The following is a 22,515-nucleotide window of genomic DNA, read 5'->3' on the forward strand; positions in this document are numbered from 1 at the left end:
TCAGCCCGTCCGTGATGCAGGCCCTTCTGGCGTTGGCCGTCGTCGGCCCGCTGGTCGGCGCCGTCGCCGCCCTGCTCCCCGCCCCGCCCGGACTGAAGGGCCGCGACCCGGACCAGGCCGTGCTCCGCCACGGCGTCACCGTGACCGGCGCGATCCTGGTCGTCACCCTGCTGCTGGCGGCCGGCTTCGACCGCGACCACGCGTCGGCCATGCAGGCCACCACCGACATCGGCTGGATCCCCGCGCTGGACGTCCGCGTCCACCTCGGCATCGACGGCATCTCTCTCCCCCTCGTCGTGCTCACCGCGCTGCTGACCTTCCTCTGCGCGCTGTACAGCTACTTCAAGATGCCCGCGGGCCCGTCCCCGAAGGCCTTCGTCGCACTGATCCTGGTCCTGGAGTCCGGCACGCTCGCGACCTTCGCCGTGCTGGACCTGCTGCTCTTCTTCCTCGCCTTCGAGATGGTCCTCATCCCGATGTACTTCCTCATCGCCCGCTGGGGCGGCGAGGGCAAGCAGGCCGCGGCCTCGAAATTCGTCCTCTACACGCTGCTCGGCTCCGTCGTCATGCTGCTCGGCCTGCTGCTCGTCGGACTCGACGCCGGCACCTTCGACATGGTGGCACTCGCCACTGACAACGGCCGTGGCCTTTCCACGTCCGTGCAGGTCATCGCCGTTCTGGCGATCGGTGTCGGGCTCGCCGTGAAGACCCCGATGTGGCCGCTGCACAGCTGGCTGCCCGACGCGCACACCGCCGCCCCCACGGTCGGCTCGGTGCTCCTGGCCGGTGTGATGCTGAAGATGGGCACGTACGGGTTCGTCCGGGTGCTCCTGCCGATCGCCCCCGACGGCATACACACCTTCGCGCCGTACCTCGCCGCCCTCGCGGTCGCCGGGATCGTCTACGGGTCGCTCGCCTGCCTCGCCCTCGCCCGCCCGGGCGCCAAGGGCGACCTCAAGCGCCTGATCGCGTACTCCTCGGTCGGCCACATGGGCTTCGTGCTCCTCGGCATCGCCACCATGACCCCCACCGGCGTCAACGGCGCGCTCTTCGCCAACATCGCCCACGGCCTCATCACCGGCCTGCTGTTCTTCCTGGTCGGCGCGGTGAAGGACCGGCACGGCACCGCCGATCTCGACACCCTCGCGGGCGCCACCGGAGCCGCCCTCTACGGCCGCGCCCCCCGCCTCGGCGCCCTGCTCGCCTTCGCCGCCGTCGCCTCCCTCGGACTCCCGGGCCTTGCCGGGTTCTGGGGTGAGATGCTCACCCTGTTCGGCGCGTTCGACCCGGCCGAGGGCCTCAACCGCCCGGCGTTCCTGACCTTCATGGCGATCGGCGCCTTCGGCACCCTGCTCACCGCCGCGTACATGCTCGTCGTCGTCCGCCGCGTCTGCATGGGCGAACCGCCCGCGCGGACGGGCAACGCCACCGGCCTCGGCGCCGGGCCCGGGAGCACGGAAGCCGCCGGAACCACCGGGACCCCGGTGGCCACCAGGACCGCGGTGGCCACCAGCACCGCGGCCACCGCCACGGACACGACGGTGTCGGACTCGGCGTCCACCACGGAGATCGCCGACGTCCGCCCGTACGAGTTCGCCACCTGGACCCCGCTCGTCGCCCTCACCGTCCTCGCCGGACTCTGGCCCGCCGTCCTCCTGGGACTCAGCGATCCGGCCGTGCAGAAGCTCCTCGCAGGAGGCAAGTCGTGATCACGGACCTCGTGACCGCCGCCGTCGGAGCGGCCCCGGGCCCCGCGACCGGCCCGACCGGAGCGACCGGCCCGACCGGAGCGCAGGCCGTGGAGTCCGCCGCGAGCCTCGTCCAGTCCATCGACTGGCTCGCCGTCGCCCCGCCGCTCGTCGTCGCGGTCCTGGCGCTCGCCGTCCTCGTCGCCGACCTCTTCCTCGCCGAACGCCACAAGCCGCTGCTCGGATGGGCCACCGTCGCCGGGCTCGTCGTCGCCCTCGCCTCCCTGGTCCCGCTGCTGGGAGACCACCGCTCGACCTTCTGCACGGCCGCCGCCGGTCCCGGGTCGGTACAGGCGTGCAGCTACACCGCCGACAACTTCGCCCTGGTGATCCAGGCCCTGGTCCTCGTCGGGGCGCTGCTCACCGCGCTGCTCTCGCTCGACGACACCCGCAAGCTCCCCGCCGGGGAGTTCTGGTTCCTGCTGCTCTCCTCGGCCTCCGGCGCGGCGCTGCTGCCCGCCTCGCGCGACCTGATCACCCTCGTCGTCGCTCTGGAAGTCGCCTCGCTCCCCGCCTTCGCCCTCGTCGGCATCAAGCGCGGCGACCGCCGCTCCTCCGAGGCGGCCCTCAAGTTCTTCCTGTCGTCCGTCACCGCGACCGCCGTGATGCTCCTCGGCGTCAGCTTCGTGTACGCGGCCACCGGCATCACCCACCTCACCGAGCTGTCCCACGCCCTGGACGACCTGCCCGCCCGGTTCTCCACGCTCGCGGCGACGGGCGTCGCGCTCACCCTCGTCGGCTTCGCCTTCAAGACCGCCGCCGCGCCCTTCCACTTCTGGGTCCCCGACACCTACGTCGGCGCCCCGCTGCCCATCGCCGCGTACCTCTCGGTCGTCGGCAAGGCGGTCGGCTTCTCCGGCCTGATCCTGGTCACCGTGATCGCCTTCCCGGCCTACGCCGACGTGTGGGGGCCGGTGCTCGCCGTGCTGGCCGCGCTGACCATGACCGCCGGGAACGTCGCCGCGCTGCGCCAGGACCCGGGCCGCGCCCGCAGCGCGGTACGCCTGCTCGCCTGGTCCTCGGTGGGCCAGGCCGGCTACCTGCTGGTGCCGATCGCCGCGTCCGCGTACTCCGACGACGTCCACGTGGGCTCCACCGTCGCGTACGCCCTCATGTACGCCGTCGTGAACCTCGGCGCCTTCGCGGTCGCCGCCCTCGTGGCCCGTACGAGCCCCGGCAACCGGCTCACCGACTACCGGAACCTCTACGCGCGCCGGCCCCTCACCGCCCTGGCGCTGGCCTTCTTCCTGCTCTGCCTGGCTGGACTGCCGCCCGGGATCATCGGCCTCTTCGCCAAGGTCACCGTCTTCTCGGCCGTCGTCGACGCGGGCCTGGGCTGGCTCGCCGTCGTGATGGCCGTCAACGTGGTGATCGCCCTCGCCTACTACCTCCGGTGGACCGCCCTGCTCTTCCGAGGCGCCGAGGCCCCGGAGGCCGTACGGGAGGACACTTCCCGGGCCGTACCGGCAGTGGCCGCCGCGGGGACGGCCCCGGCGGCCGCCCCCGCCCCCCTCGTCGCCGCGCTCGTCCTCACCGCCGCCGCCGCGCTCGTCCTCTCCGGGGCGCCGCAGATCGTTCTGAGGTTCGCCGGCGGAACGCTTTTCTGACGGTTCCGTACCACCCGCCCCGGCCCCCACCTCACCGGTTTGCCCCGGCGGGCCGGAACAGGGCAGGGTCTTGCGTGCATCCATCACGCACCGGGCGACGCACCGGGCAGGCAAGAGCGGACGAGGGAGACAGCGCAGTGCTGAACGGATTCAAGGACTTCATCCTGCGGGGCAACGTCATCTCCATGGCGATCGGCCTCGCCGTGGGAGCGGCCTTCACCGCGGTCGTCACCGGATTCAGCAACGCCTTCATCGTGCCCCTCATCGGCGTCATCACCCGGGGCACCGGCGACTTCAACAAGGCGTCCTTCGACGTCGAGGGCGTCACCTTCCCCTACGGCCTGTTCATCGCCGCGGCCATCGCCTTCGTCATCACCGCCGCCGTGCTCTACTTCTGCGTCGTCGTCCCCATGCAGAAGGTCCAGGACCGCTTCACCGCCAAGAAGGCCGACGAGCCCGCCGACATCAAGGCCGCCCTGCGCGACTGCCCGCGCTGCTACACCGCCATCCCGGCCATCGCCTCGCGCTGCGGCCACTGCACCAGCGAGGTCGAGCCCGACCCGGCCGCCGTGGCGCTCGCCGAGCAGGTCACCGGAAAGCCCGTGGGCGCCCAGAAGCTCCCCGCCCAGCGCTGAGTGCCACCACCCGTACGGTCGAACCCTCCCCGGGGCCCGTACGGGCGCGCGGGCCCCGCCCTCCGGGCCCGCGCACAAGGGAACTAGCTCACCTCGCCTGGCGTTGACCAGAGCGGGAAGCTCCACTGAAAGAAGTGGGCTCCTGTCGAGCCATCGAGCAAGGGTTCCCCTGCTGCACCACTTGGAGGGCGTACCGTGCACCGCCGGCACAACGGGCTGAAGACCGCAGTACTCCTCGGTGGTCTGTCCGCGCTGATCATCGTCATCGGCAGCTTCTTCGGGCGTACGGGCCTGATCGTCGCGCTCCTCGTGGCGGTCGGCACCAACGCCTACGCGTACTGGAACAGCGACAAGCTCGCCCTGCGGGCGATGCGGGCGAGGCCCGTCAGCGAGTTCGAGGCCCCCACGATCTACCGCATCGTGCGCGAGCTCTCCACCGCCGCCCGGCAGCCGATGCCCCGGCTCTACATCTCGCCCACCCAGGCGCCCAACGCCTTCGCCACCGGACGCAACCCGCGCAACGCCGCGGTCTGCTGCACCGACGGCATCCTCCAGATCCTGGACGAACGCGAGCTGCGCGGTGTCCTCGGCCACGAGCTGAGCCACGTCTACAACCGCGACATCCTCATCTCGTCCGTCGCCGGAGCACTCGCCTCCGTCGTGATGTTCCTGGTCAACTTCGCCTGGCTGATCCCGGTCGGCCGCTCCAGCGACGACGAGGGCCCCGGCATCTTCGGCCTTCTCCTCGTGATGATCCTGGGCCCGCTCGCCGCCTCCGTCATCCAGCTCGCCGTGAGCCGTTCCCGCGAGTACGAGGCCGACGCCTCCGGAGCCCAGCTCACCGGGGACCCGCTCGCCCTGGCGAGCGCCCTGCGCAAGCTCGACGCGGGCACGAAACGGCTCCCGCTGCCTCCGGAGCCCCGGATCGAGACCGCGAGCCACATGATGATCGCGAACCCCTTCCGGCCCGGCCAGGGTGTGTCCAAGATGTTCTCCACGCATCCGCCGATGGCGGAGCGCATCGCCCGACTAGAGAAGATGGCAGGTCATCGACCGTGAAGACGATCCTGAACGTCATATGGCTGGTCCTGTGCGGCTTCTGGATGTGCCTCGGCTACCTCGCCGCCGGTCTCGTCCTCTGCATCACGATCATCGGCATCCCGTTCGGCGTGGCCGCGTTCCGCATCGGCCTGTACGCCCTCTGGCCCTTCGGCTACATGGTGGTCGACCGCCGTGACGCGGGCGGCGCCTCCTGCGTCGGCAACGTCCTCTGGCTGGTCCTCGCCGGCTGGTGGCTGGCCCTCGGCCACATCGTCACCGGTATCGCGCTCTTCGTCACGATCATCGGCATCCCGCTGGCCATCGCGAACTTCAAGCTGATCCCGGTGTCGCTGATGCCGTTCGGCAAGGAGGTCGTCCCCACGGACCAGCCCTTCGCCGCCCGTTGACCACCCCGTCCGGTGCGGTAATCCGACTTTTCCGGGCAACCGATCCGGTGCCCCGCGCGTCCCTGATTCCGTAACCAGGAAAGGGGTAGGTGCGCCGCATGGGCATCATCGCGTGGATCATCCTCGGGCTAGTCGCCGGAGTCATAGCCAAGGTTCTGCTGCCGGGACGCGATCCCGGCGGCATCATCATCACGACCCTCATCGGGATCGCCGGAGCGTTCGTCGGAGGCTGGCTCTCCGCGAAGTTCCTCGACCGTCCCATCAACGACGACTTCTTCGACCTCGCGACCTGGGTGGCCGCCATCGCGGGCTCCCTGGTGCTGCTCATCGTCTACCGGCTGCTCTTCGGCAACTCCCGCGAACGCCGCTGACCCGCGCCGCCCTTCCGCCGGTCACCGGTCCTCCAGACCGGTCTCCCGCAGCGTCAGATTGAGCCGGCCGGCCCGCATCCCCGTATCCGGGCCGGCCGTCCCCGGGTACACCTTGGGCACCCCGTGGAACGCGAACCGCGACGGGCCGCCGAACACGAACAGATCACCGGACTCCAGCTCCACGTCCGTCCACGGCCGCCCCCGGTCCTCCGAGTTCCCGAACCGGAAGACGCAGGTGTCCCCGATGCTGAGCGAGACCACCGGCGCCCCGGAGACTTCCTCCCGGTCCTGGTGCATGCCCATCCGGGCCGTGCCGTCGTAGAAGTTCACCAGCCCCGCGTCCGGCGCGTACGCCCGGCCCGCGGCCTCGTCCCCGTACGCCTCCGCCACCGCCGCACGGCCCAGCTCCGCGAGCCACCCGGGGAAGGCCGGCACCCGGGCACCGTTCACGTCGTCGGCGGTCCGGACGTACCGGTACGGCAGCCAGTGCCACCCCAGGCACACCGTCCGCACCGACATCACCCCGCCGCCCGGCAGCTCGGTGTGCCGGAGCGGCACCGGACCTCGTGCCCACTCCCGGCAGGCCACCACCAGCTCCCGCTGCCGCTCCACGGACAGCCACCCCGGCACGTGCACCGCCCCGGGAGCGACGGTCCGCCGTTCCCTCGGGAACAGCCCCGCCGGCACCGTCAGCCCCGCCCGGCGGTGTTCCGCCCGGTCTCCCGCCCCGCCGCGTCCCCGGCCGCCCGGCCGTCGGCCCAGGCACCCTCGAACGTCAGCAGCCGCTCCTTGCGCTCCGGGCCGCCCGCGTACCCCCGCAGCGAACCGTCCGCGCCGATCACCCGGTGGCACGGCCGTACCACCAGCAGCGGATTGCGCCCGATCGCGGTGCCCACGGCCCGTACCCCGGCACCCGCCACCCCGACCCGCCCGGCGACCCAGCCGTACGACACCGTCCCGCCGTACGGGATCTCCTCCAGCGCCCCCCAGACCCGCCGCTGGAACTCCGTCCCGGCCCCCGGCGCGTACGGCAGCGCGAAACGCGTCAGCCGCCCCGCGAAGTACGCCGAGAGCTGCTCCCGGGCCTCCTCGAAGAGCTCCGGCGCCTCCCGCCACCCCGCCAGGACGACAGCCCCGCCCCTCTGCTCCGGTACGGACACGGAGAGCAGGCCCCCGGACGCCTCGTCGCCGACCAGCAGCAGCTCGCCCAGCGGGCTGTCGAACCTCGTGTACACCGTGCTCATCGGCCCTCGTCCCTCTCGCGCGCCACTCGGTACCCCACCTACGAGTCTGCGGCACACCATCGCGTTCGGGCTGGCGGAAATCCGACATGGGGCACCGGGGTCGATCCCGTCGACCCGGGGCCGGAAACGGCTCACGGCGGTGCCGAAGACGACACCGCCGTGGGGAACCTCAGTGAGCGCGCGGGGGTACGGGCATCGGCCCGTCCGTCACCGGTAGTTGACGTACTGCAGCGCGAAGTCGAAGTCCTTGCCCTTGAGCAGCGCCTGGACGGCCTGGAGGTCGTCGCGGCTCTTCGAACTGACGCGCAGCTCGTCACCCTGGACCTGCGCCTTGACGCCCTTGGGACCTTCGTCGCGGATGGCCTTGGCGACCTTCTTGGCGTTCTCCTGGGAGATGCCTTCCTCGATGGTGGCGAAGATCTTGTACTCCTTGCCGGACAGCTGCGGCTCGCCCGCGTCCAGCGACTTCAGCGAGATCCCGCGCTTGATCAGCTTGGTCTCGAAGATGTCGAGGATCGCCTTGACGCGCTCCTCGCCGTTCGCCTCCATCAGGATCTTCTCGCCGGACCAGGCGATCGACGCGCCGGTGCCCTTGAAGTCGTAGCGCTGGGAGATCTCCTTGGCGGCCTGGTTGAGGGCGTTGTCGACCTCCTGCCGCTCGACCTTCGAGACGATGTCGAAACTGGAGTCGGCCATGACGTGTGGCTCCTTGCGTCGTAGACGGTCGTAGGCATGGATCTGCACTGCGATGCAGGAGAAAGCCTAAAGGCCAAGGCCGTGAAGTTAAGACGTGGGCGTTGGCGTCAAGATCTTGATGTTGAGGGTGGCTGTGTGGGTGTGCCGGTCGACTCTGAGGCTTTTGTATGCGTATCGGGATAGGGGTCGTTTCACCGCTCGGGGGCTGACGCGGAGGCGGCGGGCGGGCATGAGCTGGTCCAGGACGGCTCGGCCGATCGTTCCGACGAGGTCGATCGCGGTGTCGGCGATGATGCCTGCGGCTCGGACGATCTGATCGCGGGCGCATCGTAGTGCGACGCTGAAACTTCCCCGGTCGGGGTCGGCTCCGGGTGTGGTCCCGGTGGCGTCGGCGATCGCGATCCGCAGGGCCTGGTAGGCGCTCAGGAGGGCGTAGACCTCCTGGGAGATGCCTGCACAGGTCTGGGAGCGCAGGACTCGTCGGCCCAGCATCGACTTCTTGATCGCGAAGTAGGCAGACTCCACTTCCCATCGCTCGTGATAGAGGCTGACCAGGTCGGATGCCGGGTATCGGTGGTGGTCGAGGAGGCTGGTGGCCATTCGGTAGAGGCCGGTCGTGCGGCCCTGGCTGGTGATGATGGTGATCTCGCATTCGATGATGCGGACTTCGAGGCCGCCGAAGCGGGAGAGGTGGGAGCCGTCCTCGAAACGCTCCAGGACCGGAGGTCTGCGGGCGGCCGAGATACGGGCCAGGAAGGCGGCCTCGGTGCCGGCGACGGCGGTCAGGAACGGATTGCCGGAGAAGCCCCGGTCGAGAAGGACGATCATTCCCGCGTGCAGGGAACGGGTCAGTCGTGTGCCGTAGACGGTTTCGCCGCTGGTGCGGGGGCCGAAGGCGGCGTCCAGGACCGCGCGGGTGCCGCAGGCCACCAGCGCGGTCAGGCAGATCTGCGGGTAGCCGGAGGTCCCGTACTGGTTGGTGATCCCGCCCAGACGGGCCCGGTGCAGCGGGCTGTCGGGGACGTCGAGGCAGGTACCGTCGATCGCGACGGTCAGCAGGCCCTTGAAATGGGCGCCGGCGGTACGGATCGCCGTGGCCGGCCCGCGCAACAGGTCGAACAGGGCCTGCATGGGACGCGCCCCCAGGCGTGTCCGGGCGTGCCAGAGCGCCGTGCCGGTCACGTTCGCGACCGGTATCGCCTCCAGTGAGGCAGTGAGCTTGCGCCAGACCGCCAGGTAGCCGCAGTCGTCGAAAAGGGCCGCGGCCAGCAGCAGGTAGACCACCACCCGGGCAGGGATCTTCCGCAGCCGCTGCTGGACCGCACCTGTTTCGGCAAGGGCCGCGTCGACCATCTCGAACGGGACGATCCGGGTGAGTTCCCCCAGATGCCCGGGAGCGAACAGGCCCTTGGCTACCGTGATTTCACTCGTGATGACACACTGATCGGACAGCGGAGCCTCCGGTGCTGTGAACGGCTGTCTTGGTCGACTGCCAGTTCTACCGGGGCTCCGCTTCTCACGTCCCGGATCGCACCAGATCAACCCACACGCCAACCCGTCCCCCGAGCCGTAACTTCACGGCCTTGGCCTAAAGGCTGCCCCCGCGTCCGGACGCTGATCAATCGAGTGGCGGAGCACCCCTGAGCATCGGGTATCGTTTACGTCGTCGCCAAGGAGTCCCCCAGCGGGGCTCCGGAGTGATGTTCGAGGCGGTGTGCCCGAGTGGCCAAAGGGAGCAGACTGTAAATCTGCCGGCTCAGCCTACCCAGGTTCGAACCCTGGCGCCGCCACCGAACGGGAAGCCCCCGTCCACAGCAATGTGGACGGGGGCTTTCTTCGTGTCCGGGCCACGTGCTGCCCGTCTCGAAAACCCGTCGGCAAGGATCTGCGGCCCGGCACCGGGTTCAGACTGGAGCCCGTGGACGATCAGACCTACGAAGACGCTTACGAAGCCTGGCGGTCGGCACTGACCACGCTGCTCGGGGACGCACCCTTGCTCGCGAGCTGGCAGGAGCGCCGTTACCGGTTCGCGCACCGAGTCGGCGCGCTCCTGACCGACTCGTCGGGGGAGGGGCCCGCGATGACGGGTCCTGTGCTGTACGGCGTCTTCTCCTCCGGCGCCGGGCTCTGCTACGTGGGCCAGACGCAGGATGCCGGCCGTCGGCTGCGGGATCTGCCGGTGGGGGAGAGCCACCATCTGGCCAACACGGTTCCGCCCGAACTCTGGGAGAGAGTCGTGGTGATCCGCTGGCCCCTGCTGCTCCCCGCAGCGCCCGCGGACGAACAGGCAGCGGTGAACGAGATGGGGCTGGAGGCCTGCGGGCTCGCCCTGGAACACATGCTCCAGATCGAAACGGCACCACCACTGAACAGCCGCCGCCGCCGATCGGCCGGGGACTGGCAGCCGCGGAATCTGGCGCGCAGTCGCTCACGAGGCGCTCTCAGGTCGCAGTCCCTGCCGGGATTGGGAGATCTCGCTCTCGCTGCCTGGAAGAGCCTCGCCGAGAGGGTGCCGCCCGAGGACTTGGCCGTAGTCGACACAGGGGCCGGCCGTGTCGTCTTCCCGTCGGCCCTGGAGACCCCGCAGGGTAGTTGACCCGACCCGCCGGAAGCGGCTCGCACGGGACCCCGGCAGCCCGCAGGGCGCCGGCGACCCCGGGCGCCCCCTCAGTTCCCCGCGACGTTCCGGACCGCGACCGCCACCGGCACGTTGCCCGAGATCAGCTCCAGGGTGAGCCCCGCCGTACTCGGGGTGTCCAGCAGCTCGGCGAGGGCCGCCGCCACGTCGTCGCGGGGGACCGGACCCCGGCCGGTGGACGGGGAGAGCAGGACCAGGCCGGTGCCGGCGTCGTCGGTGAGCATGCCGGGGCGCAGGATCGTCCAGTCGAGCCCGGGACGCGCCCGTACGGCGTCGTCGGCCGCGCCCTTCGCCCTCAGGTACACGTCGAAGACCTCGTCCCCGGCGTGCGTGGCGTCGGCGCCCATGGCCGAGACCATGACGTACCGGCGTACGCCCGCGCGTTCGGCCGCGTCGGCGAGCAGCACCGCCGCCGCCCGGTCCACGGTGTCCTTGCGCCCCGCGCCGCTGTTCGGGCCCGCGCCCGCCGCGAAGACCACGGCGTGCGCGCCCTTCAGCACCCCGGCCACCTCGTCCACGGAGGCCGATTCGAGGTCCAGGACGGCCGCTTCGGCGCCCACCGCCTCCAGGTCCCCGCGTTGTCCCGGATCACGGACGAGGCCTACCGGTTCGTCCCCGCGCGCGGCGAGCAGTCGCTCCAGCCGCAGTGCGATCTGACCATGTCCACCTGCGATGACAATGCGCATGGTCACGACCGTACGCCGGAGCGGGCCCGCGCGCCGGGAGCACGCCCGGCGGAAGATCAACCCGGGCCGGGACCCGGGCCGGGACCCGGGCCGGGTCTGCCCTGACGCGGCAGCCCGTACGGCTCCGGCAGCTCCGAGTCGCAGTACTCCCGCACCGCGCTCGTCCGGGCGACGATCCGCCCCCGGTGCACCACGATCCGGCTGTACGCGAGCGAGAGCACGCCCGCGAGGCCGTCCCCGCGCACCGCGAGCAACTCGGCCGGGAAGCCGGCCTCCACCCGCACCCCGGGCAGCCCCATCGCCTGCCGGGCGGTGTCCGCGACGGCGTCGTACGCGGCCCTGACGGGCAGTCCGTGCTGCGAGGCCAGCAGGTACGCGGCCTCCAGCGGGTCCCCCCGCCCGACCGGGTTGGCGGTGTCGCGCAACGCCCCGCTGCCCGCCACCACTCGCACTCCGGCCGCGCGCAACAGGCGTACGGGGGCGGTGAGTCGGCGCTTCGCGCCGGAACAGCCGCCCTGGGGAAGGCAGACGACCGTCACCCCGGCCGCCGCGAGCCGGCCGGCCGCCAGCCTCGCGGTCTCCGGAGGCAGCCGTGACAGGCCGCCGCAGGGGCCGATGGTGACCCCCGCCCCAGCGCCCGGTCCGGCCCCCGCCCCAGCCCCCTGCCCTGCCGTCAACCCGGTTGCCAGCGTGGCGAGTCGGGCCAGCCGGGTCGGGTCGGCCGCGTCGGTGTGCAGGTCCACCGGGAGTCCGTGCTCGGCGGCCACCGCGAGCGCCCGCTCCACGTACGCGTCCGGGTCGGGGTCGAGGTCCGGGCGCCCGCCGATCGCGCCCGCGCCCATCGCGACGGCGTCGCGGAGCAGAGCCGTGACGTCCCCGTCGGCGGCTCCGGCGAGGCGCCGGGGGACCGCGACGGGCGTGAGGTCGGCCAGTCCGCGCAGCGCGTACCGCGCTTGCAGGACGGCTTCCAGCGGCCCGAGGCCCTGCGCACCGCCCACCCGGACGTGGGTGCGCAGCGCGGTCGCGCCGTGCCCCAGCTGGAGCAGGGCGGCCTCGGTCACGCGCCGGCGCAGGTCCTGGGGCCGGCGTGGGTCACCGTCGCAGTCCGGGGCGGTGAGGGCGGTGTCGCCGTGGGCGTGAGGTTCGGCGGGGGCGGGGAGCAGCAGGTAGCCGCGCAGGTCGACCCGTGAGCCCCGGGTGCCGAGGGTGCCGGGGTCCCCGACGGCCTCGATCCGCTCGCCGGCCACCCGTACGTCCACGAGGCGGCCGTCGGTGAGCCGGGCGCCGCACAGCAGGAGCGGTTCGGGGGCCGGGCCGGGGCCGTCCGCAGGGTCGTGGTCGGGCCGCCTCGGCCGGCTGTCGGGCATCGCGCTCCCGGGAGGGGTGATGGTCCTCGCGACGCCCGGACGCCGACGGAACGGTGCCGGAACGCCGCCGGAACGGCCGATTTCAAGATCGAACCGGCCCGAGCCTAGGGCGGAGTCCGACCTGTCCCGTGGAGGAGCGAAATAGTCATACCGGTGAGGTGCGACGGGACGCCCCGGACGGAGGGGTTCCGTGGGACTCCAGTGGTTCCGCTCCCCGCCGCTCAGCCCCTGATCAGAGGCTTGGTGGGCCCCCGGGGACACCTCGCGCGGGGCCGTCGACGGGGTGCGCGGAAACGGATTTGGGGGATCGGCGGAGAACCGTGTAATGTCTTCCTCGCTCGCCCCAATAGCTCAGTCGGTAGAGCGTCTCCATGGTAAGGAGAAGGTCTGCGGTTCGATTCCGCATTGGGGCTCTGGTGATCGGGAAACCCTGCTTCGGCAGGGGGACCTTTTCATCAAAGCGGTGTAGCTCAGTCGGTAGAGCAAGCGGCTCATAATCGCTGTGTCACCGGTTCAAGTCCGGTCACCGCTACAAACGGTAGCCGATTGTGGGGTCGGTCCTTCGATCGGCTACTCTTTTATGCGTTCATCCGTCCATCCGTCCGTCTTAGGAGCACTCACGTGGCTGCCACCGACGTCCGCCCGAAGATCACGCTGGCCTGCGTGGAGTGCAAGGAGCGGAACTACATCACCAAGAAGAACCGGCGTAACAACCCGGACCGTCTTGAGATGAAGAAGCACTGCCCGCGCTGCAACTCGCACACTGCGCACCGCGAAACGCGCTGAAACAGGCTCGTACACGAGGCCGTCCCCACTGGGGGCGGCCTCGTGTCGTTGTATGGGGTCGTGGGGCTGGTTTCTTCGACCTCCCTCGACCCTCTTTTTTCTCTTCATCAGGAGGTAGCGAGCTCATGGCGCTCGACCAGTCCTTCGTGGGGCGGACCTATCCGCCCACCCCGGCGTACGAGGTCGGCCGGGAGAAGATCCGCGAGTTCGCCGAGGCGGTGGGCGATGCCCATTCGGCGTACGTCGACGCGGACGCGGCCCGTGCGCTCGGTCACCCCGACGTGATCGCGCCGCCCACCTTCGTCTTCTCGATCACGTTCAAGGCCGCCGGGCAGGTCATCGAGGACCCGCAGCTGGGGCTGGACTACAGCCGGGTCGTGCACGGTGACCAGAAGTTCGCCTACACGCGCCCGGTGCGGGCGGGGGACCGGCTGACGGTCACCTCGACGATCGAGCGGATCAAGTCGATGGCCGGGAACGACATCCTGGACATCCGCGGCGAGGTTCACGACGAGGCCGGCGCACACGTCGTGACGGCCTGGACGAAGCTGGTGGCGCGAGCCGCCGAGGAGGCGTGATGACCGCGAAGGTCGCTTACGAGTCGGTCGAGGTCGGTACGGAGCTGCCGTCCCGCTCCTTCCCGGTCACCCGGGCCTCGCTGGTGCGGTACGCGGGTGCGTCCGGCGACTTCAACCCGATCCACTGGAACGAGAAGTTCGCGGTCGAGGTCGGGCTGCCGGACGTCATCGCGCACGGCATGTTCACCATGGCCGAGGCCGTCCGAGTGGTCACGGACTGGGCCGGCGACCCGGGTGCGGTCGTGGAGTACGGCGTGCGCTTCACCAAGCCGGTCGTCGTGCCGAACGACGACAAGGGCGCGTTGATCGAGGTCAGCGGCAAGGTCGCCGCCAAGCTGGACGACAACCAGGTCCGGGTCGACCTGGTCGCCGTGTGCGACGGCCAGAAGGTGCTGGGCATGTCCCGCGCCGTGGTCCGTCTCGCCTGAACCCTCGCCGTGCGGGAGGCCGCAGGCGTACGGAAGGGGCACCCGCTTCGCGCGGGTGCCCCTTCCGCGTACCGGGCAGGCTCCTTGACACGATTGGTGAGTGAGCAATAACTTACTCGCATGGTGAGAATGAGTGCGGACGAGCGGCGTGAGAGCGTCATCCACGCGGCGATCACCGCGTTCGCCCGCGGGGGGTACGACGGCACCTCCACGGAGACGATCGCGCGGGCCGTCGGCGTCTCGCAGCCGTACCTCTTCCGCCTGTTCCCCAGCAAGCAGGCGATGTTCCTGGCCGCCGCCGAGCGTTGCCTGACGGACACCATGGACATCCTCGTGAAGTCGGGTCAGGGCGAGGACTCCGCCAGGTGCATGGCGGAGGCCTACGGGCGTCTGATCTCCGAGGACCCCGACAAGCTGCTGATGCAGATGCAGACGTACGCGGCCGTCGCGGCGGCCGAGGCGGCGGGCGACCGCGAGTTCGGCGCCTCGGTGCGCGCCTCCTGGGCGCGGATGTGGGACGAGGTCCACCTCGCCCTCGGCGCCGATGCCGACGACACCAAGAACTACTTCGCCCACGGCATGCTCATCAACACCCTGACCTCGCTCGGCTTCCCGCCGGACCACCGGGTCTGGTCGTGCTTCTGGGACAACAGCCGCCCGACGGGCATCGAACCCGTCGCGTCCGGGGCCGAGTCCGCCGTGCCTGGTCCGGGGACCGCGGAGGCCGCCCGGGCGGACACTCCTGGCCCCACGCCCTGAGCCCCCACGCTCCGGAACCCGACACGTCCCCCCACTGAGAACAGTGCTTCAGGCCCCGCCGGACATCGCGTCCGGAGGAGGCCCCTTTGCTGCCCAGCAAAGTTAGTCATCAATAACTAACCCTCCGGGGGAGACATGAATCAGCCCACGCCCACAGCCCTGCGCGGGGGAGCCGTCTGGGCCCTCGTCGTCACCAGCCTCGCCGGCTTCATGGCGGCGCTCGACAACCTGGTCGTCACCACGGCCCTGCCGTCCATCCGGATGAGCCTCGGCGGCGGGCTGACGGAGCTCGAATGGACGGTGAACGCCTACACGCTCACCTTCGCCGTGCTCCTGATGACGGGCGCGGCCCTGGGCGACCGGTTCGGCCGCCGCCGGCTCTTCCTCGTCGGGCTCTCCGTCTTCACCGGCGCCTCCGCCGCGGCGGCCCTCTCGCCCGGCATCGGTGAACTCATCGCCTTCCGGGCGGTCCAGGGCGTCGGCGCGGCGATCATGATGCCGCTCACCCTCACCCTGCTCACCGCCGCCGTCCCGGCCGCCCGCCGGGGCGCGGTGCTCGGCATCTACAGCGCGGTCACCGGCCTCGCCGTGGCGAGCGGCCCGCTCATCGGCGGCAGCATCACCGAGCACATCTCCTGGCAGTGGATCTTCTGGCTGAACGTTCCCGTCGGCCTCGTGCTGCTGCCGCTGGCCCGGCTGCGGCTGACGGAGTCCCACGCCCCCGACGCCCGGCTCGACGTCCCCGGCACCCTGCTGGTCAGCGGCGGCCTCTTCGGGATCGTGTACGCCCTCGTCAGCGCCGACTCCGACGGCTGGACCAGCGCCCCCGTTCTCACCGGACTCATCGCCGGCACCGCGCTGATCGGTGCCTTCGTCCGCCACGGCTTCCGCGCCGAGCGCCCGATGCTGCCGATGCGGCTCTTCCGCAGCCGGGCCTTCTTCGGCATCAACATCGCGAGCCTGCTGATGTTCCTCGGGATGTTCGGTTCGATCTTCCTGCTCAGCCAGTTCCTGCAGAGCGCGCTCGGCTACTCGCCCACCGAGGCCGGCCTGCGGATGCTGCCCTGGACCGGCATGCCGATCCTGGTCGCGCCGGTAGCCGGCCACCTCAGCGACCGGTTCGGCGGCCGGCCCATCGTCGTCACCGGCCTCGCGCTCCAGGCGGTGGGCCTCGCGCTCTTCGCCCGGGTGCTCAGTCCGGACGTCTCCTACGCCGCCCAGCTGCCCGGCCTGATCATCGGCGGCGTCGGCATGGCGCTGTACTTCGCGCCCGCTTCCGGACTCGTCATGTCCAGCGTCCGGCCCGGTGAGCAGGGGATCGCCTCCGGTGCCAACAACGCGCTGCGCGAGGTCGGGGGAGCGCTCGGGGTCGCCGTACTGGCCTCCGTGTTCTCCGCCCGGGGCGGTTTCGGCTCCCCGCAGCAGTTCGCCGACGGGACCGTGCCCGCGGTCTGGATCGGGTCCGGTGTCGTCGCCCTCGCCGCGCTGGTCGCCCTGCTGGTACCGGGCCGGCGCGGCGGCCCGCAGGTGCCGGAGCCCGAGTCCGCGCCCGCCGCACAGGCCCTCCGCGTCCCGGCCTGACCGGCGCCGCACCGCCCGCGCACCGCGCCGTACGGGCCCCGGTCCGCCACCCCGCCCGAGCGGCGGGGGCGGCTGGACCGGGGCCCGTACTCTTGACCCGTGCAGGTACTCCACGACGCCCCCCTCGCCCCCCTGACCACCTTCCGGCTCGGCGGCCCGGCCACCCGGCTCGTCACCGCGACGACCGATGCCGAGGTGATCGCGGCCGTCCGCGAGGCCGACGACGCGGGCACCCCGCTCCTGGTCATCGGCGGCGGCTCCAATCTGGTCATCGGCGACAAGGGCTTCGACGGCACCGCCCTGCGCATCGCCACCCAGGGCTTCGAGCTGACCGGCACCCGCCTCGAACTCGCGGCGGGCGAGGTCTGGACCGACGCCGTCGCCCGTACCGTCGGAGCCGGGCTCGCGGGCATCGAGTGCCTCGCGGGAATCCCCGGCAGCGCGGGTGCCACGCCGATCCAGAACGTCGGTGCGTACGGCCAGGAGGTCTCCACCACCATCAGCGAGGTCGTGGCCTACGACCGGCGCTCCGGTGAGACGGTGACCCTGCCCAACGCCGCGTGCGGCTTCTCCTACCGCCACAGCACCTTCAAGCAGCACCCCGACCGGTACGTCCTCCTGCGCGTCCGGTTCGAGCTTGAGGACGCGGACGGGCTGTCCGCACCCGTCAAGTACCCGGAGACCGCGCGCGCCCTCGGCGTCCGGGCCGGTGACCGGGTTCCGGCCGCGGTCGCCCGGGAGACCGTCCTCGCACTCCGCGCGGGCAAGGGCATGGTGCTGGACCCCGAGGACCACGACACCTGGTCCGCCGGCTCCTTCTTCACCAACCCGGTCCTCGACGAGCGGGAGTACGCCGACTTCCTCGCCCGCGCCGCGGAGCGCCTGGGTCCGGACACCACCCCGCCCGCCTATCCGGCGGGCGACGGGCGGACCAAGACCTCGGCCGCCTGGCTGATCGACAAGGCCGGCTTCACCAAGGGGTACGGCACCGGGCCCGCGCGCATCTCCACCAAGCACACCCTCGCCCTCACCAACCGGGGCGAGGCCACCACCGAGGACCTGCTCGCCCTCGCCCGCGAGGTGGTGGCCGGGGTGCGCGAGGCCTTCGGCGTGACCCTGGTCAACGAGCCGGTGACGGTCGGCGTCAGCCTCTGAGCCCCGGCGGGGCCGCCCCCGCCCGCTCAGGCGGCCGGGGCCGCCAGCCAGTCGTCGATCCCGGTCAGCATCTTCTGCCGCACGTCCTCGGGTGCCACCGAACCGCGCACCGACTGCCGGGCGAGCTCCGCGAGTTCCGCGTCGGTGAAGGCGTGGTGCTTGCGCACCAGGTCGTACTGGTCCGCCAGCCGCGCGCCGAAGAGCAGCGGGTCGTCCGCGCCGAGCGCCATCGGCACCCCCGCGTCGAAGAGGGTCCGCAGCGGGACGTCGTCGGGCTTCTCGTAGACCCCGAGCGCCACGTTGGACGCCGGACAGACCTCGCAGGTGATCCCGCGCTCCGCCAGCCGGCGCATCAGCCGGGGGTCCTCGGCCGCCCGCACCCCGTGCCCGATCCGGTACGCGTCCAGATCGTCCAGGCAGTCGCGGACGCTGGACGGGCCGGCCAGCTCGCCGCCGTGCGGGGCCGCGATCAGCCCGCCCTCGCGGGCGATGGCGAAGGCCCGGTCGAAATCCCGTGCCATGCCCCGGCGCTCGTCGTTGGAGAGGCCGAACCCGACGACGCCCCGGTCCGCGTACCGCACCGCCAGCCGGGCCAGCGTGCGGGCGTCCAGCGGGTGCTTCATCCGGTTCGCCGCGATCACCACCCGCATCCCCAGCCCGGTGTCCCGGGAGGCGCTGTCCACGGCGTCCAGGATGATCTCGATCGCCGGGATCAGCCCGCCGAGCAGCGGCGCGTACGAGGTGGGGTCGACCTGGATCTCCAGCCAGCCGGAACCGTCCGCGACGTCCTCCCGCGCGGTCTCCCGCACCAGGCGCTGGATGTCCTCCGGCTCCCGCAGGCAGGACCGGGCGATGTCGTAGAGCCGCTGGAACCGGAACCAGCCGCGCTCGTCGGTCGCCCGCAGTTCGGGAGGTTCACCGCCGGTGAGGGCCTCGGGCAGGCGCACGCCGTACTTGTCGGCGAGTTCGAGCAGAGTGGTGGGCCGCATCGACCCGGTGAAGTGCAGGTGCAGGTGGGCCTTGGGCAACAGACGTACATCACGCTCCATTGGAAGATCCTGCCGCACCCACGCCCCGGAGCGGAAGCCGCTTTCCCTTTCGGGGAGGGGGGCGAACAAAGAAACGCCCCCGGCCCGGGACATGAAGTCCGCGGCCCGGGGGCACTCTCCCGTGCTTGCGCGCACGGTCAGTCGCGCGCCTCCGCCAGCAGCTTCTGGATCCGGGAGACGCCCTCGGCCAGGTCGTCGTCGCCCAGCGCGTAGGAGAGGCGGAGGTAACCCGGCGTACCGAAGGCCTCACCCGGTACGACGGCGACCTCGGCCTCGTCCAGGATCAGCGCCGCCAGCTCGACCGAGGTCGCCGGACGCCTGCCGCGGATCTCCTTGCCGAGCAGCCCCTTCACCGAGGGGTACGCGTAGAACGCGCCCTCGGGCTCCGGGCAGAGGACGCCGTCGATCTCGTCGAGCATCCGCACCATCGTCTTCCGGCGGCGGTCGAAGGCGGTCCGCATCGCGGCGACCGCGTCCAGCGGACCGGAGACGGCGGCCAGCGCGGCGGCCTGGGCGACGTTGGAGACGTTGGAGGTCGCGTGCGACTGGAGGTTGGTCGCCGCCTTCACGACGTCCTTCGGACCGATGATCCAGCCCACCCGCCAGCCGGTCATCGCGTACGTCTTGGCGACCCCGTTGACCACGACGCACTTGTCGCGCAGCTCCGGAAGGAGGGCCGGCAGCGAGGTGAACTCCGCGTCGCCGTAGACGAGGTGCTCGTAGATCTCGTCGGTCAGCACCCACAGCCCGTGCTCGACGGCCCAGCGGCCGACCGCCTCGGCCTCGGCCCGGGAGTACACCGCGCCGGTCGGGTTCGACGGCGAGACGAACAGCACGACCTTCGTCCGCTCGGTACGGGCGGCCTCCAGCTGCTCGACGGTGACCTTGTACCCGGTGGTCTCGTCGGCGACGACGTCCACCGGGACACCGCCGGCCAGCCGGATGGACTCGGGGTAGGTGGTCCAGTACGGGGCGGGGACGATGACCTCGTCGCCCGGGTCGAGGAGCGCGGCGAAGGCCTCGTAGATGGCCTGCTTGCCGCCGTTGGTCACCAGGATCTGCGAGGGGTCGACCTCGTAGCCGGAGTCGCGCAGCGTCTTCGCCGCGATGGCCGCCTTGAGCTCCGGCAGCCCGCCCGCGGGGGTGTAGCGGTGGTACTTCGGGTTGCGGCACGCCTCGATCGCGGCCTCGACGATGTAGTCGGGCGTCGGGAAGTCGGGTTCACCGGCACCGAACCCGATCACCGGACGGCCGGCGGCCTTGAGGGCCTTCGCCTTGGCGTCGACGGCGAGGGTGGCGGACTCGGAGATCGCACCGACGCGGACGGAGACCCGGCGTTCGGTCGGAGAAGTTGCAGCGCTCATGCCCCCATGGTGCATGACCCGCAGCCCTCCCTGCGCGGCCTTTCCCACGGGTGGAAGGCGTCCCCGAACCCGCCGCACGGGCTCTGGCCAGGGCCGGAACGAGGGCCCCGGGAAGCCCTCGGACACGCCCCGCCGGCCTCCGTCCGGATGGCCCGCTCATCTTCTGTTCGACGCGGGGCCCGTGAACACGTACACTCACCTGTCGTTGGCCTTCACCAACCGCGCCGGAATGACTTCCTGGTCACCAGGGAACATGCGGTAGGTTGGGGAAACCACAAAGGGTCGTAGCTCAATTGGTAGAGCACTGGTCTCCAAAACCAGCGGTTGGGGGTTCAAGTCCCTCCGGCCCTGCTACACACTCCTTCGCCGGGATGTGTGCGCATGTACGTACTTCATTGCACAGCCGTGCGCGGCTCCAACGGGCGCGGCACGGCCACGACCCGGAATCAGGTGAGTAGCGTGACGGACGCCGTGGGCTCCATCGACATGCCTGATGCTGAGGATGAAGCGCCCGAGTCCAAGAAGACTCGGAAGGGCGGCAAGCGCGGCAAGAAGGGCCCCTTCGGCCGTCTCGCGCTCTTCTACCGCCAGATCATCGCCGAGCTGCGCAAGGTCGTCTGGCCCACGCGCAAGCAGCTGAGCACGTACACCACCGTGGTGATTGTGTTCGTAGTCGTCATGATTGGTCTCGTAACCGTGATTGACTTCGGATTCCAGCGGGTCATCAAGTACGTCTTCGGCTGATCCCGCGGAGGGCGCCTCACCGGCGCCCCTTTCGCATGTTCCACCCATTTGTATCCAGGAAGAAGCAGCCATCGTGTCTGACCCGAACCTGAACGACGCCGCCGAGTCCGGGACGGACGCCTTCGAGTCCGCCGAGGACCAGCACGACATCGTTGAGGCCTCGGAGTCCGAGTCCTCCGAGTCCTCGGACCAGGTCGAAGCTGCTGACGAGAGCGCCGACGCCGAACTCGACGAGGACGCTCCGGTCGAGTCCGACGAGGACGCTTCCGACGAGTCCGACGACGAGGCGCTCGCCGACGAGTCCGCCGAGGACGAAGCCGACGAGGAGTCCGAGGAGGCCGCCGAGCCGGCCGCCCCCGTCGACCCCGTCGCCGCCCTGCGCGAGGAACTCCGCACCCTGCCCGGCGAGTGGTACGTCATCCACACGTACGCCGGGTACGAGAAGCGCGTGAAGGCCAACCTCGAACAGCGTGCCGTCTCGCTCAACGTCGAGGAGTTCGTCTACCAGGCGGAAGTCCCCGAGGAAGAGATCGTCCAGATCAAGAACGGCGAGCGCAAGAACGTCCGCCAGAACAAGCTCCCGGGCTACGTCCTGGTGCGCATGGACCTGACGAACGAGTCCTGGGGCGTCGTCCGCAACACGCCCGGCGTCACCGGCTTCGTGGGCAACGCCTACGACCCGTACCCGCTGACCCTGGACGAGATCGTGAAGATGCTCGCTCCCGAGGCCGAGGAGAAGGCCGCTCGCGAGGCCGCCGAGGCCGCGGGCAAGCCGGCTCCGGCCCGTCGGGTCGAGGTCCAGGTGCTCGACTTCGAGGTGGGCGACTCGGTCACCGTCACCGACGGACCGTTCGCGACCCTCCAGGCGACGATCAACGAGATCAACGCCGACTCGAAGAAGGTCAAGGGTCTCGTCGAGATCTTCGGCCGCGAGACCCCGGTCGAGCTCAGCTTCGACCAGATCCAGAAGAACTGACGGCTTTCGCCTCCTTCTGGACGCATGCTTACCGAGCAGGTCAGACAGGCTTCGCAGCCGGTCTGACCTGCTCGGTTTTTGGTCGCGCAGCTATACCCGTTATCGTTGTGCGGTATGCCTCCGTCCGGATGACCGGAATGGCGGCGAAACACTCTCACTAGGACCCGGAGAGAGCAATGCCTCCCAAGAAGAAGAAGATCACGGGGCTTATCAAGCTCCAGATCAACGCCGGTGCGGCCAACCCGGCCCCGCCGGTCGGCCCCGCACTGGGTCAGCACGGCGTCAACATCATGGAGTTCTGCAAGGCCTACAACGCCGCGACCGAGTCGCAGCGTGGCATGGTCGTGCCGGTGGAGATCACGGTCTACGAAGACCGCTCCTTCACCTTCGTCACCAAGACTCCGCCGGCCGCGAAGCTGATCCTCAAGGCCGCTGGTGTGGACAAGGGCTCCGGCGAGCCGCACAAGACCAAGGTCGCCAAGCTGACGGCCGCCCAGGTCCGCGAGATCGCCACGACGAAGCTTCCCGACCTGAACGCCAACGACCTCGACGCCGCGTCGAAGATCATCGCTGGCACCGCCCGTTCCATGGGCATCACGGTCGAAGGCTGAGTCCAGCCTCCACGGCCTCAAGTGGTAGGACCAGGCGCTGGTCC

The 22,515-nt window shown here is 70.8% G+C and carries 24 protein-coding genes and 4 tRNA genes; 20 read left to right on the plus strand and 8 right to left on the minus strand.

The annotated features are described in order from the left end of the window. Positions 1–14: 14 nt before the first annotated feature. The 6 genes from OHT52_RS18055 (at position 15) to OHT52_RS18080 (ending at position 5,809) form a co-directional block, all read left to right on the plus strand. A complete protein-coding gene (locus tag OHT52_RS18055; RefSeq protein ID WP_328723792.1) occupies positions 15–1,709 on the plus strand; it encodes a complex I subunit 4 family protein in 1,695 nt (564 codons plus the stop codon). A gap of 11 nt (positions 1,710–1,720) precedes the next feature. Continuing rightward, entirely contained in the window at positions 1,721–3,355 is a 1,635-nt protein-coding gene (locus tag OHT52_RS18060; RefSeq protein WP_443046801.1) for an NADH-quinone oxidoreductase subunit N, read from the plus strand. 137 nt (positions 3,356–3,492) lie between these two features. After that, on the plus strand, positions 3,493–3,990 hold the full coding sequence (locus tag OHT52_RS18065) for a large conductance mechanosensitive channel protein MscL (RefSeq protein WP_328721245.1): 498 nt from the start codon (positions 3,493–3,495) through the stop codon (positions 3,988–3,990). A 195-nt stretch (positions 3,991–4,185) separates the two neighbouring features. Next, the gene (gene htpX, locus OHT52_RS18070; RefSeq protein WP_328721246.1) at positions 4,186–5,049 is read left to right on the plus strand and encodes a zinc metalloprotease HtpX; all 864 of its coding nucleotides are present in this window, start codon (positions 4,186–4,188) and stop codon (positions 5,047–5,049) included. Then, positions 5,046–5,438: a YccF domain-containing protein gene (locus tag OHT52_RS18075; RefSeq protein ID WP_328721247.1), complete on the plus strand. Its 393-nt coding sequence runs from the start codon at positions 5,046–5,048 to the stop codon at positions 5,436–5,438. Before htpX ends, OHT52_RS18075 begins: the two co-directional genes overlap by 4 nt. Positions 5,439–5,536: 98 nt before the next feature. Next, positions 5,537–5,809: a GlsB/YeaQ/YmgE family stress response membrane protein gene (locus tag OHT52_RS18080; protein ID WP_327176228.1), complete on the plus strand. Its 273-nt coding sequence runs from the start codon at positions 5,537–5,539 to the stop codon at positions 5,807–5,809. Positions 5,810–5,830: 21 nt separating this feature from the next. On the opposite strand, the gene OHT52_RS18085 is transcribed toward OHT52_RS18080, so the two are convergent. The 4 genes from OHT52_RS18085 to OHT52_RS18100 form a co-directional block, all read right to left on the minus strand. Further along, entirely contained in the window at positions 5,831–6,496 is a 666-nt protein-coding gene (locus tag OHT52_RS18085; protein WP_328721248.1) for an alpha-ketoglutarate-dependent dioxygenase AlkB family protein, read from the minus strand. Positions 6,497–6,498: 2 nt separating this feature from the next. Beyond that, positions 6,499–7,053: a methylated-DNA--[protein]-cysteine S-methyltransferase gene (locus tag OHT52_RS18090; RefSeq protein ID WP_328721249.1), complete on the minus strand. Its 555-nt coding sequence runs from the start codon at positions 7,051–7,053 to the stop codon at positions 6,499–6,501. A gap of 207 nt (positions 7,054–7,260) precedes the next feature. After that, a complete protein-coding gene (locus OHT52_RS18095) occupies positions 7,261–7,749 on the minus strand; it encodes a YajQ family cyclic di-GMP-binding protein (RefSeq protein WP_328721250.1) in 489 nt (162 codons plus the stop codon). Between the two features lie 87 nt (positions 7,750–7,836). Further along, on the minus strand, positions 7,837–9,201 hold the full coding sequence (locus tag OHT52_RS18100) for an IS4 family transposase (protein WP_328723591.1): 1,365 nt from the start codon (positions 9,199–9,201) through the stop codon (positions 7,837–7,839). A 256-nt stretch (positions 9,202–9,457) separates the two neighbouring features. Between OHT52_RS18100 and OHT52_RS18105 the strand changes: the two genes are divergently transcribed. Together OHT52_RS18105 and OHT52_RS18110 are read left to right on the plus strand one after the other, a co-directional pair. Further along, a tRNA-Tyr gene (locus tag OHT52_RS18105) sits at positions 9,458–9,539 on the plus strand. Between the two features lie 128 nt (positions 9,540–9,667). Next, the gene (locus OHT52_RS18110) at positions 9,668–10,345 is read left to right on the plus strand and encodes a hypothetical protein (RefSeq protein ID WP_328721251.1); all 678 of its coding nucleotides are present in this window, start codon (positions 9,668–9,670) and stop codon (positions 10,343–10,345) included. 71 nt (positions 10,346–10,416) lie between these two features. Here the strand turns inward: OHT52_RS18110 and OHT52_RS18115 are convergent, their stop codons facing one another. Together OHT52_RS18115 and OHT52_RS18120 are read right to left on the minus strand one after the other, a co-directional pair. Further along, a complete protein-coding gene (locus OHT52_RS18115; RefSeq protein ID WP_328721252.1) occupies positions 10,417–11,073 on the minus strand; it encodes an SDR family oxidoreductase in 657 nt (218 codons plus the stop codon). A gap of 56 nt (positions 11,074–11,129) precedes the next feature. After that, complete coding sequence (locus tag OHT52_RS18120) at positions 11,130–12,440, minus strand: amidohydrolase family protein (protein WP_328721253.1); 1,311 nt, start codon at positions 12,438–12,440, stop codon at positions 11,130–11,132. A 340-nt stretch (positions 12,441–12,780) separates the two neighbouring features. On the opposite strand from OHT52_RS18120, the gene OHT52_RS18125 reads away from it, so the two are divergent. From OHT52_RS18125 to OHT52_RS18160, 8 genes are all read left to right on the plus strand, one after another. Beyond that, a tRNA-Thr gene (locus tag OHT52_RS18125) sits at positions 12,781–12,853 on the plus strand. A gap of 46 nt (positions 12,854–12,899) precedes the next feature. Continuing rightward, positions 12,900–12,972: transfer RNA gene (locus tag OHT52_RS18130), tRNA-Met, on the plus strand. Between the two features lie 89 nt (positions 12,973–13,061). Further along, positions 13,062–13,226 (plus strand): 50S ribosomal protein L33, encoded by a 165-nt coding sequence (gene rpmG / locus OHT52_RS18135; protein ID WP_003956487.1) that lies wholly within the window; start codon positions 13,062–13,064, stop codon positions 13,224–13,226. A gap of 125 nt (positions 13,227–13,351) precedes the next feature. Then, complete coding sequence (locus OHT52_RS18140) at positions 13,352–13,804, plus strand: MaoC family dehydratase N-terminal domain-containing protein (RefSeq protein WP_328721254.1); 453 nt, start codon at positions 13,352–13,354, stop codon at positions 13,802–13,804. After that, on the plus strand, positions 13,804–14,232 hold the full coding sequence (locus OHT52_RS18145; protein WP_328721255.1) for a MaoC family dehydratase: 429 nt from the start codon (positions 13,804–13,806) through the stop codon (positions 14,230–14,232). The genes OHT52_RS18140 and OHT52_RS18145 overlap by 1 nt, the downstream gene beginning before the upstream one ends. A 120-nt stretch (positions 14,233–14,352) precedes the next feature. Beyond that, positions 14,353–14,991, plus strand: a complete 639-nt coding sequence (locus OHT52_RS18150) for a TetR/AcrR family transcriptional regulator (protein WP_328721256.1) — start codon at positions 14,353–14,355, stop codon at positions 14,989–14,991. A 135-nt stretch (positions 14,992–15,126) separates the two neighbouring features. Continuing rightward, a complete protein-coding gene (locus OHT52_RS18155) occupies positions 15,127–16,572 on the plus strand; it encodes a DHA2 family efflux MFS transporter permease subunit (RefSeq protein WP_328721257.1) in 1,446 nt (481 codons plus the stop codon). A 99-nt stretch (positions 16,573–16,671) separates the two neighbouring features. Beyond that, positions 16,672–17,727, plus strand: coding sequence for a UDP-N-acetylmuramate dehydrogenase (locus OHT52_RS18160; RefSeq protein ID WP_328721258.1), 1,056 nt, complete (start codon positions 16,672–16,674; stop codon positions 17,725–17,727). Positions 17,728–17,753: 26 nt separating this feature from the next. Here the strand turns inward: OHT52_RS18160 and OHT52_RS18165 are convergent, their stop codons facing one another. Together OHT52_RS18165 and OHT52_RS18170 are read right to left on the minus strand one after the other, a co-directional pair. After that, positions 17,754–18,776 carry an adenosine deaminase gene (locus OHT52_RS18165; protein ID WP_328721259.1) on the minus strand — a complete coding sequence of 341 codons (1,023 nt, stop codon included), beginning with the start codon at positions 18,774–18,776 and terminating at the stop codon, positions 17,754–17,756. Positions 18,777–18,913: 137 nt separating this feature from the next. After that, entirely contained in the window at positions 18,914–20,140 is a 1,227-nt protein-coding gene (locus OHT52_RS18170) for a pyridoxal phosphate-dependent aminotransferase (RefSeq protein ID WP_328721260.1), read from the minus strand. Between the two features lie 278 nt (positions 20,141–20,418). On the opposite strand from OHT52_RS18170, the gene OHT52_RS18175 reads away from it, so the two are divergent. From OHT52_RS18175 to rplK, 4 genes are all read left to right on the plus strand, one after another. After that, a tRNA-Trp gene (locus OHT52_RS18175) sits at positions 20,419–20,491 on the plus strand. A gap of 108 nt (positions 20,492–20,599) precedes the next feature. Continuing rightward, the gene (gene secE / locus OHT52_RS18180; protein WP_266705301.1) at positions 20,600–20,884 is read left to right on the plus strand and encodes a preprotein translocase subunit SecE; all 285 of its coding nucleotides are present in this window, start codon (positions 20,600–20,602) and stop codon (positions 20,882–20,884) included. Positions 20,885–20,957: 73 nt separating this feature from the next. Next, positions 20,958–21,860 (plus strand): transcription termination/antitermination protein NusG, encoded by a 903-nt coding sequence (nusG, locus tag OHT52_RS18185; RefSeq protein WP_328721261.1) that lies wholly within the window; start codon positions 20,958–20,960, stop codon positions 21,858–21,860. Positions 21,861–22,036: 176 nt separating this feature from the next. Then, the gene (rplK, locus tag OHT52_RS18190) at positions 22,037–22,471 is read left to right on the plus strand and encodes a 50S ribosomal protein L11 (protein WP_328721262.1); all 435 of its coding nucleotides are present in this window, start codon (positions 22,037–22,039) and stop codon (positions 22,469–22,471) included. Positions 22,472–22,515: the final 44 nt, after the last annotated feature.

This window comes from Streptomyces sp. NBC_00247 (assembly GCF_036188265.1).
GTDB lineage: Bacteria > Actinomycetota > Actinomycetes > Streptomycetales > Streptomycetaceae > Streptomyces.

Coding starts and splice junctions, on each gene's coding strand:
- OHT52_RS18055 (WP_328723792.1), top strand. CDS start 15: ATGCAGGCCCTTCTGGCGTTGGCCGTCGTCGGCCCGCTGGTCGGCGCC.
- OHT52_RS18080 (WP_327176228.1), top strand. CDS start 5,537: ATGGGCATCATCGCGTGGATCATCCTCGGGCTAGTCGCCGGAGTCATA.
- OHT52_RS18090 (WP_328721249.1), bottom strand. CDS start 7,053: ATGAGCACGGTGTACACGAGGTTCGACAGCCCGCTGGGCGAGCTGCTG.
- OHT52_RS18095 (WP_328721250.1), bottom strand. CDS start 7,749: ATGGCCGACTCCAGTTTCGACATCGTCTCGAAGGTCGAGCGGCAGGAG.
- OHT52_RS18115 (WP_328721252.1), bottom strand. CDS start 11,073: ATGCGCATTGTCATCGCAGGTGGACATGGTCAGATCGCACTGCGGCTG.
- OHT52_RS18120 (WP_328721253.1), bottom strand. CDS start 12,440: ATGCCCGACAGCCGGCCGAGGCGGCCCGACCACGACCCTGCGGACGGC.
- OHT52_RS18140 (WP_328721254.1), top strand. CDS start 13,352: ATGGCGCTCGACCAGTCCTTCGTGGGGCGGACCTATCCGCCCACCCCG.
- OHT52_RS18145 (WP_328721255.1), top strand. CDS start 13,804: ATGACCGCGAAGGTCGCTTACGAGTCGGTCGAGGTCGGTACGGAGCTG.
- OHT52_RS18150 (WP_328721256.1), top strand. CDS start 14,353: ATGGTGAGAATGAGTGCGGACGAGCGGCGTGAGAGCGTCATCCACGCG.
- OHT52_RS18155 (WP_328721257.1), top strand. CDS start 15,127: ATGAATCAGCCCACGCCCACAGCCCTGCGCGGGGGAGCCGTCTGGGCC.
- OHT52_RS18165 (WP_328721259.1), bottom strand. CDS start 18,776: ATGGAGCGTGATGTACGTCTGTTGCCCAAGGCCCACCTGCACCTGCAC.
- OHT52_RS18170 (WP_328721260.1), bottom strand. CDS start 20,140: ATGAGCGCTGCAACTTCTCCGACCGAACGCCGGGTCTCCGTCCGCGTC.
- rplK (WP_328721262.1), top strand. CDS start 22,037: ATGCCTCCCAAGAAGAAGAAGATCACGGGGCTTATCAAGCTCCAGATC.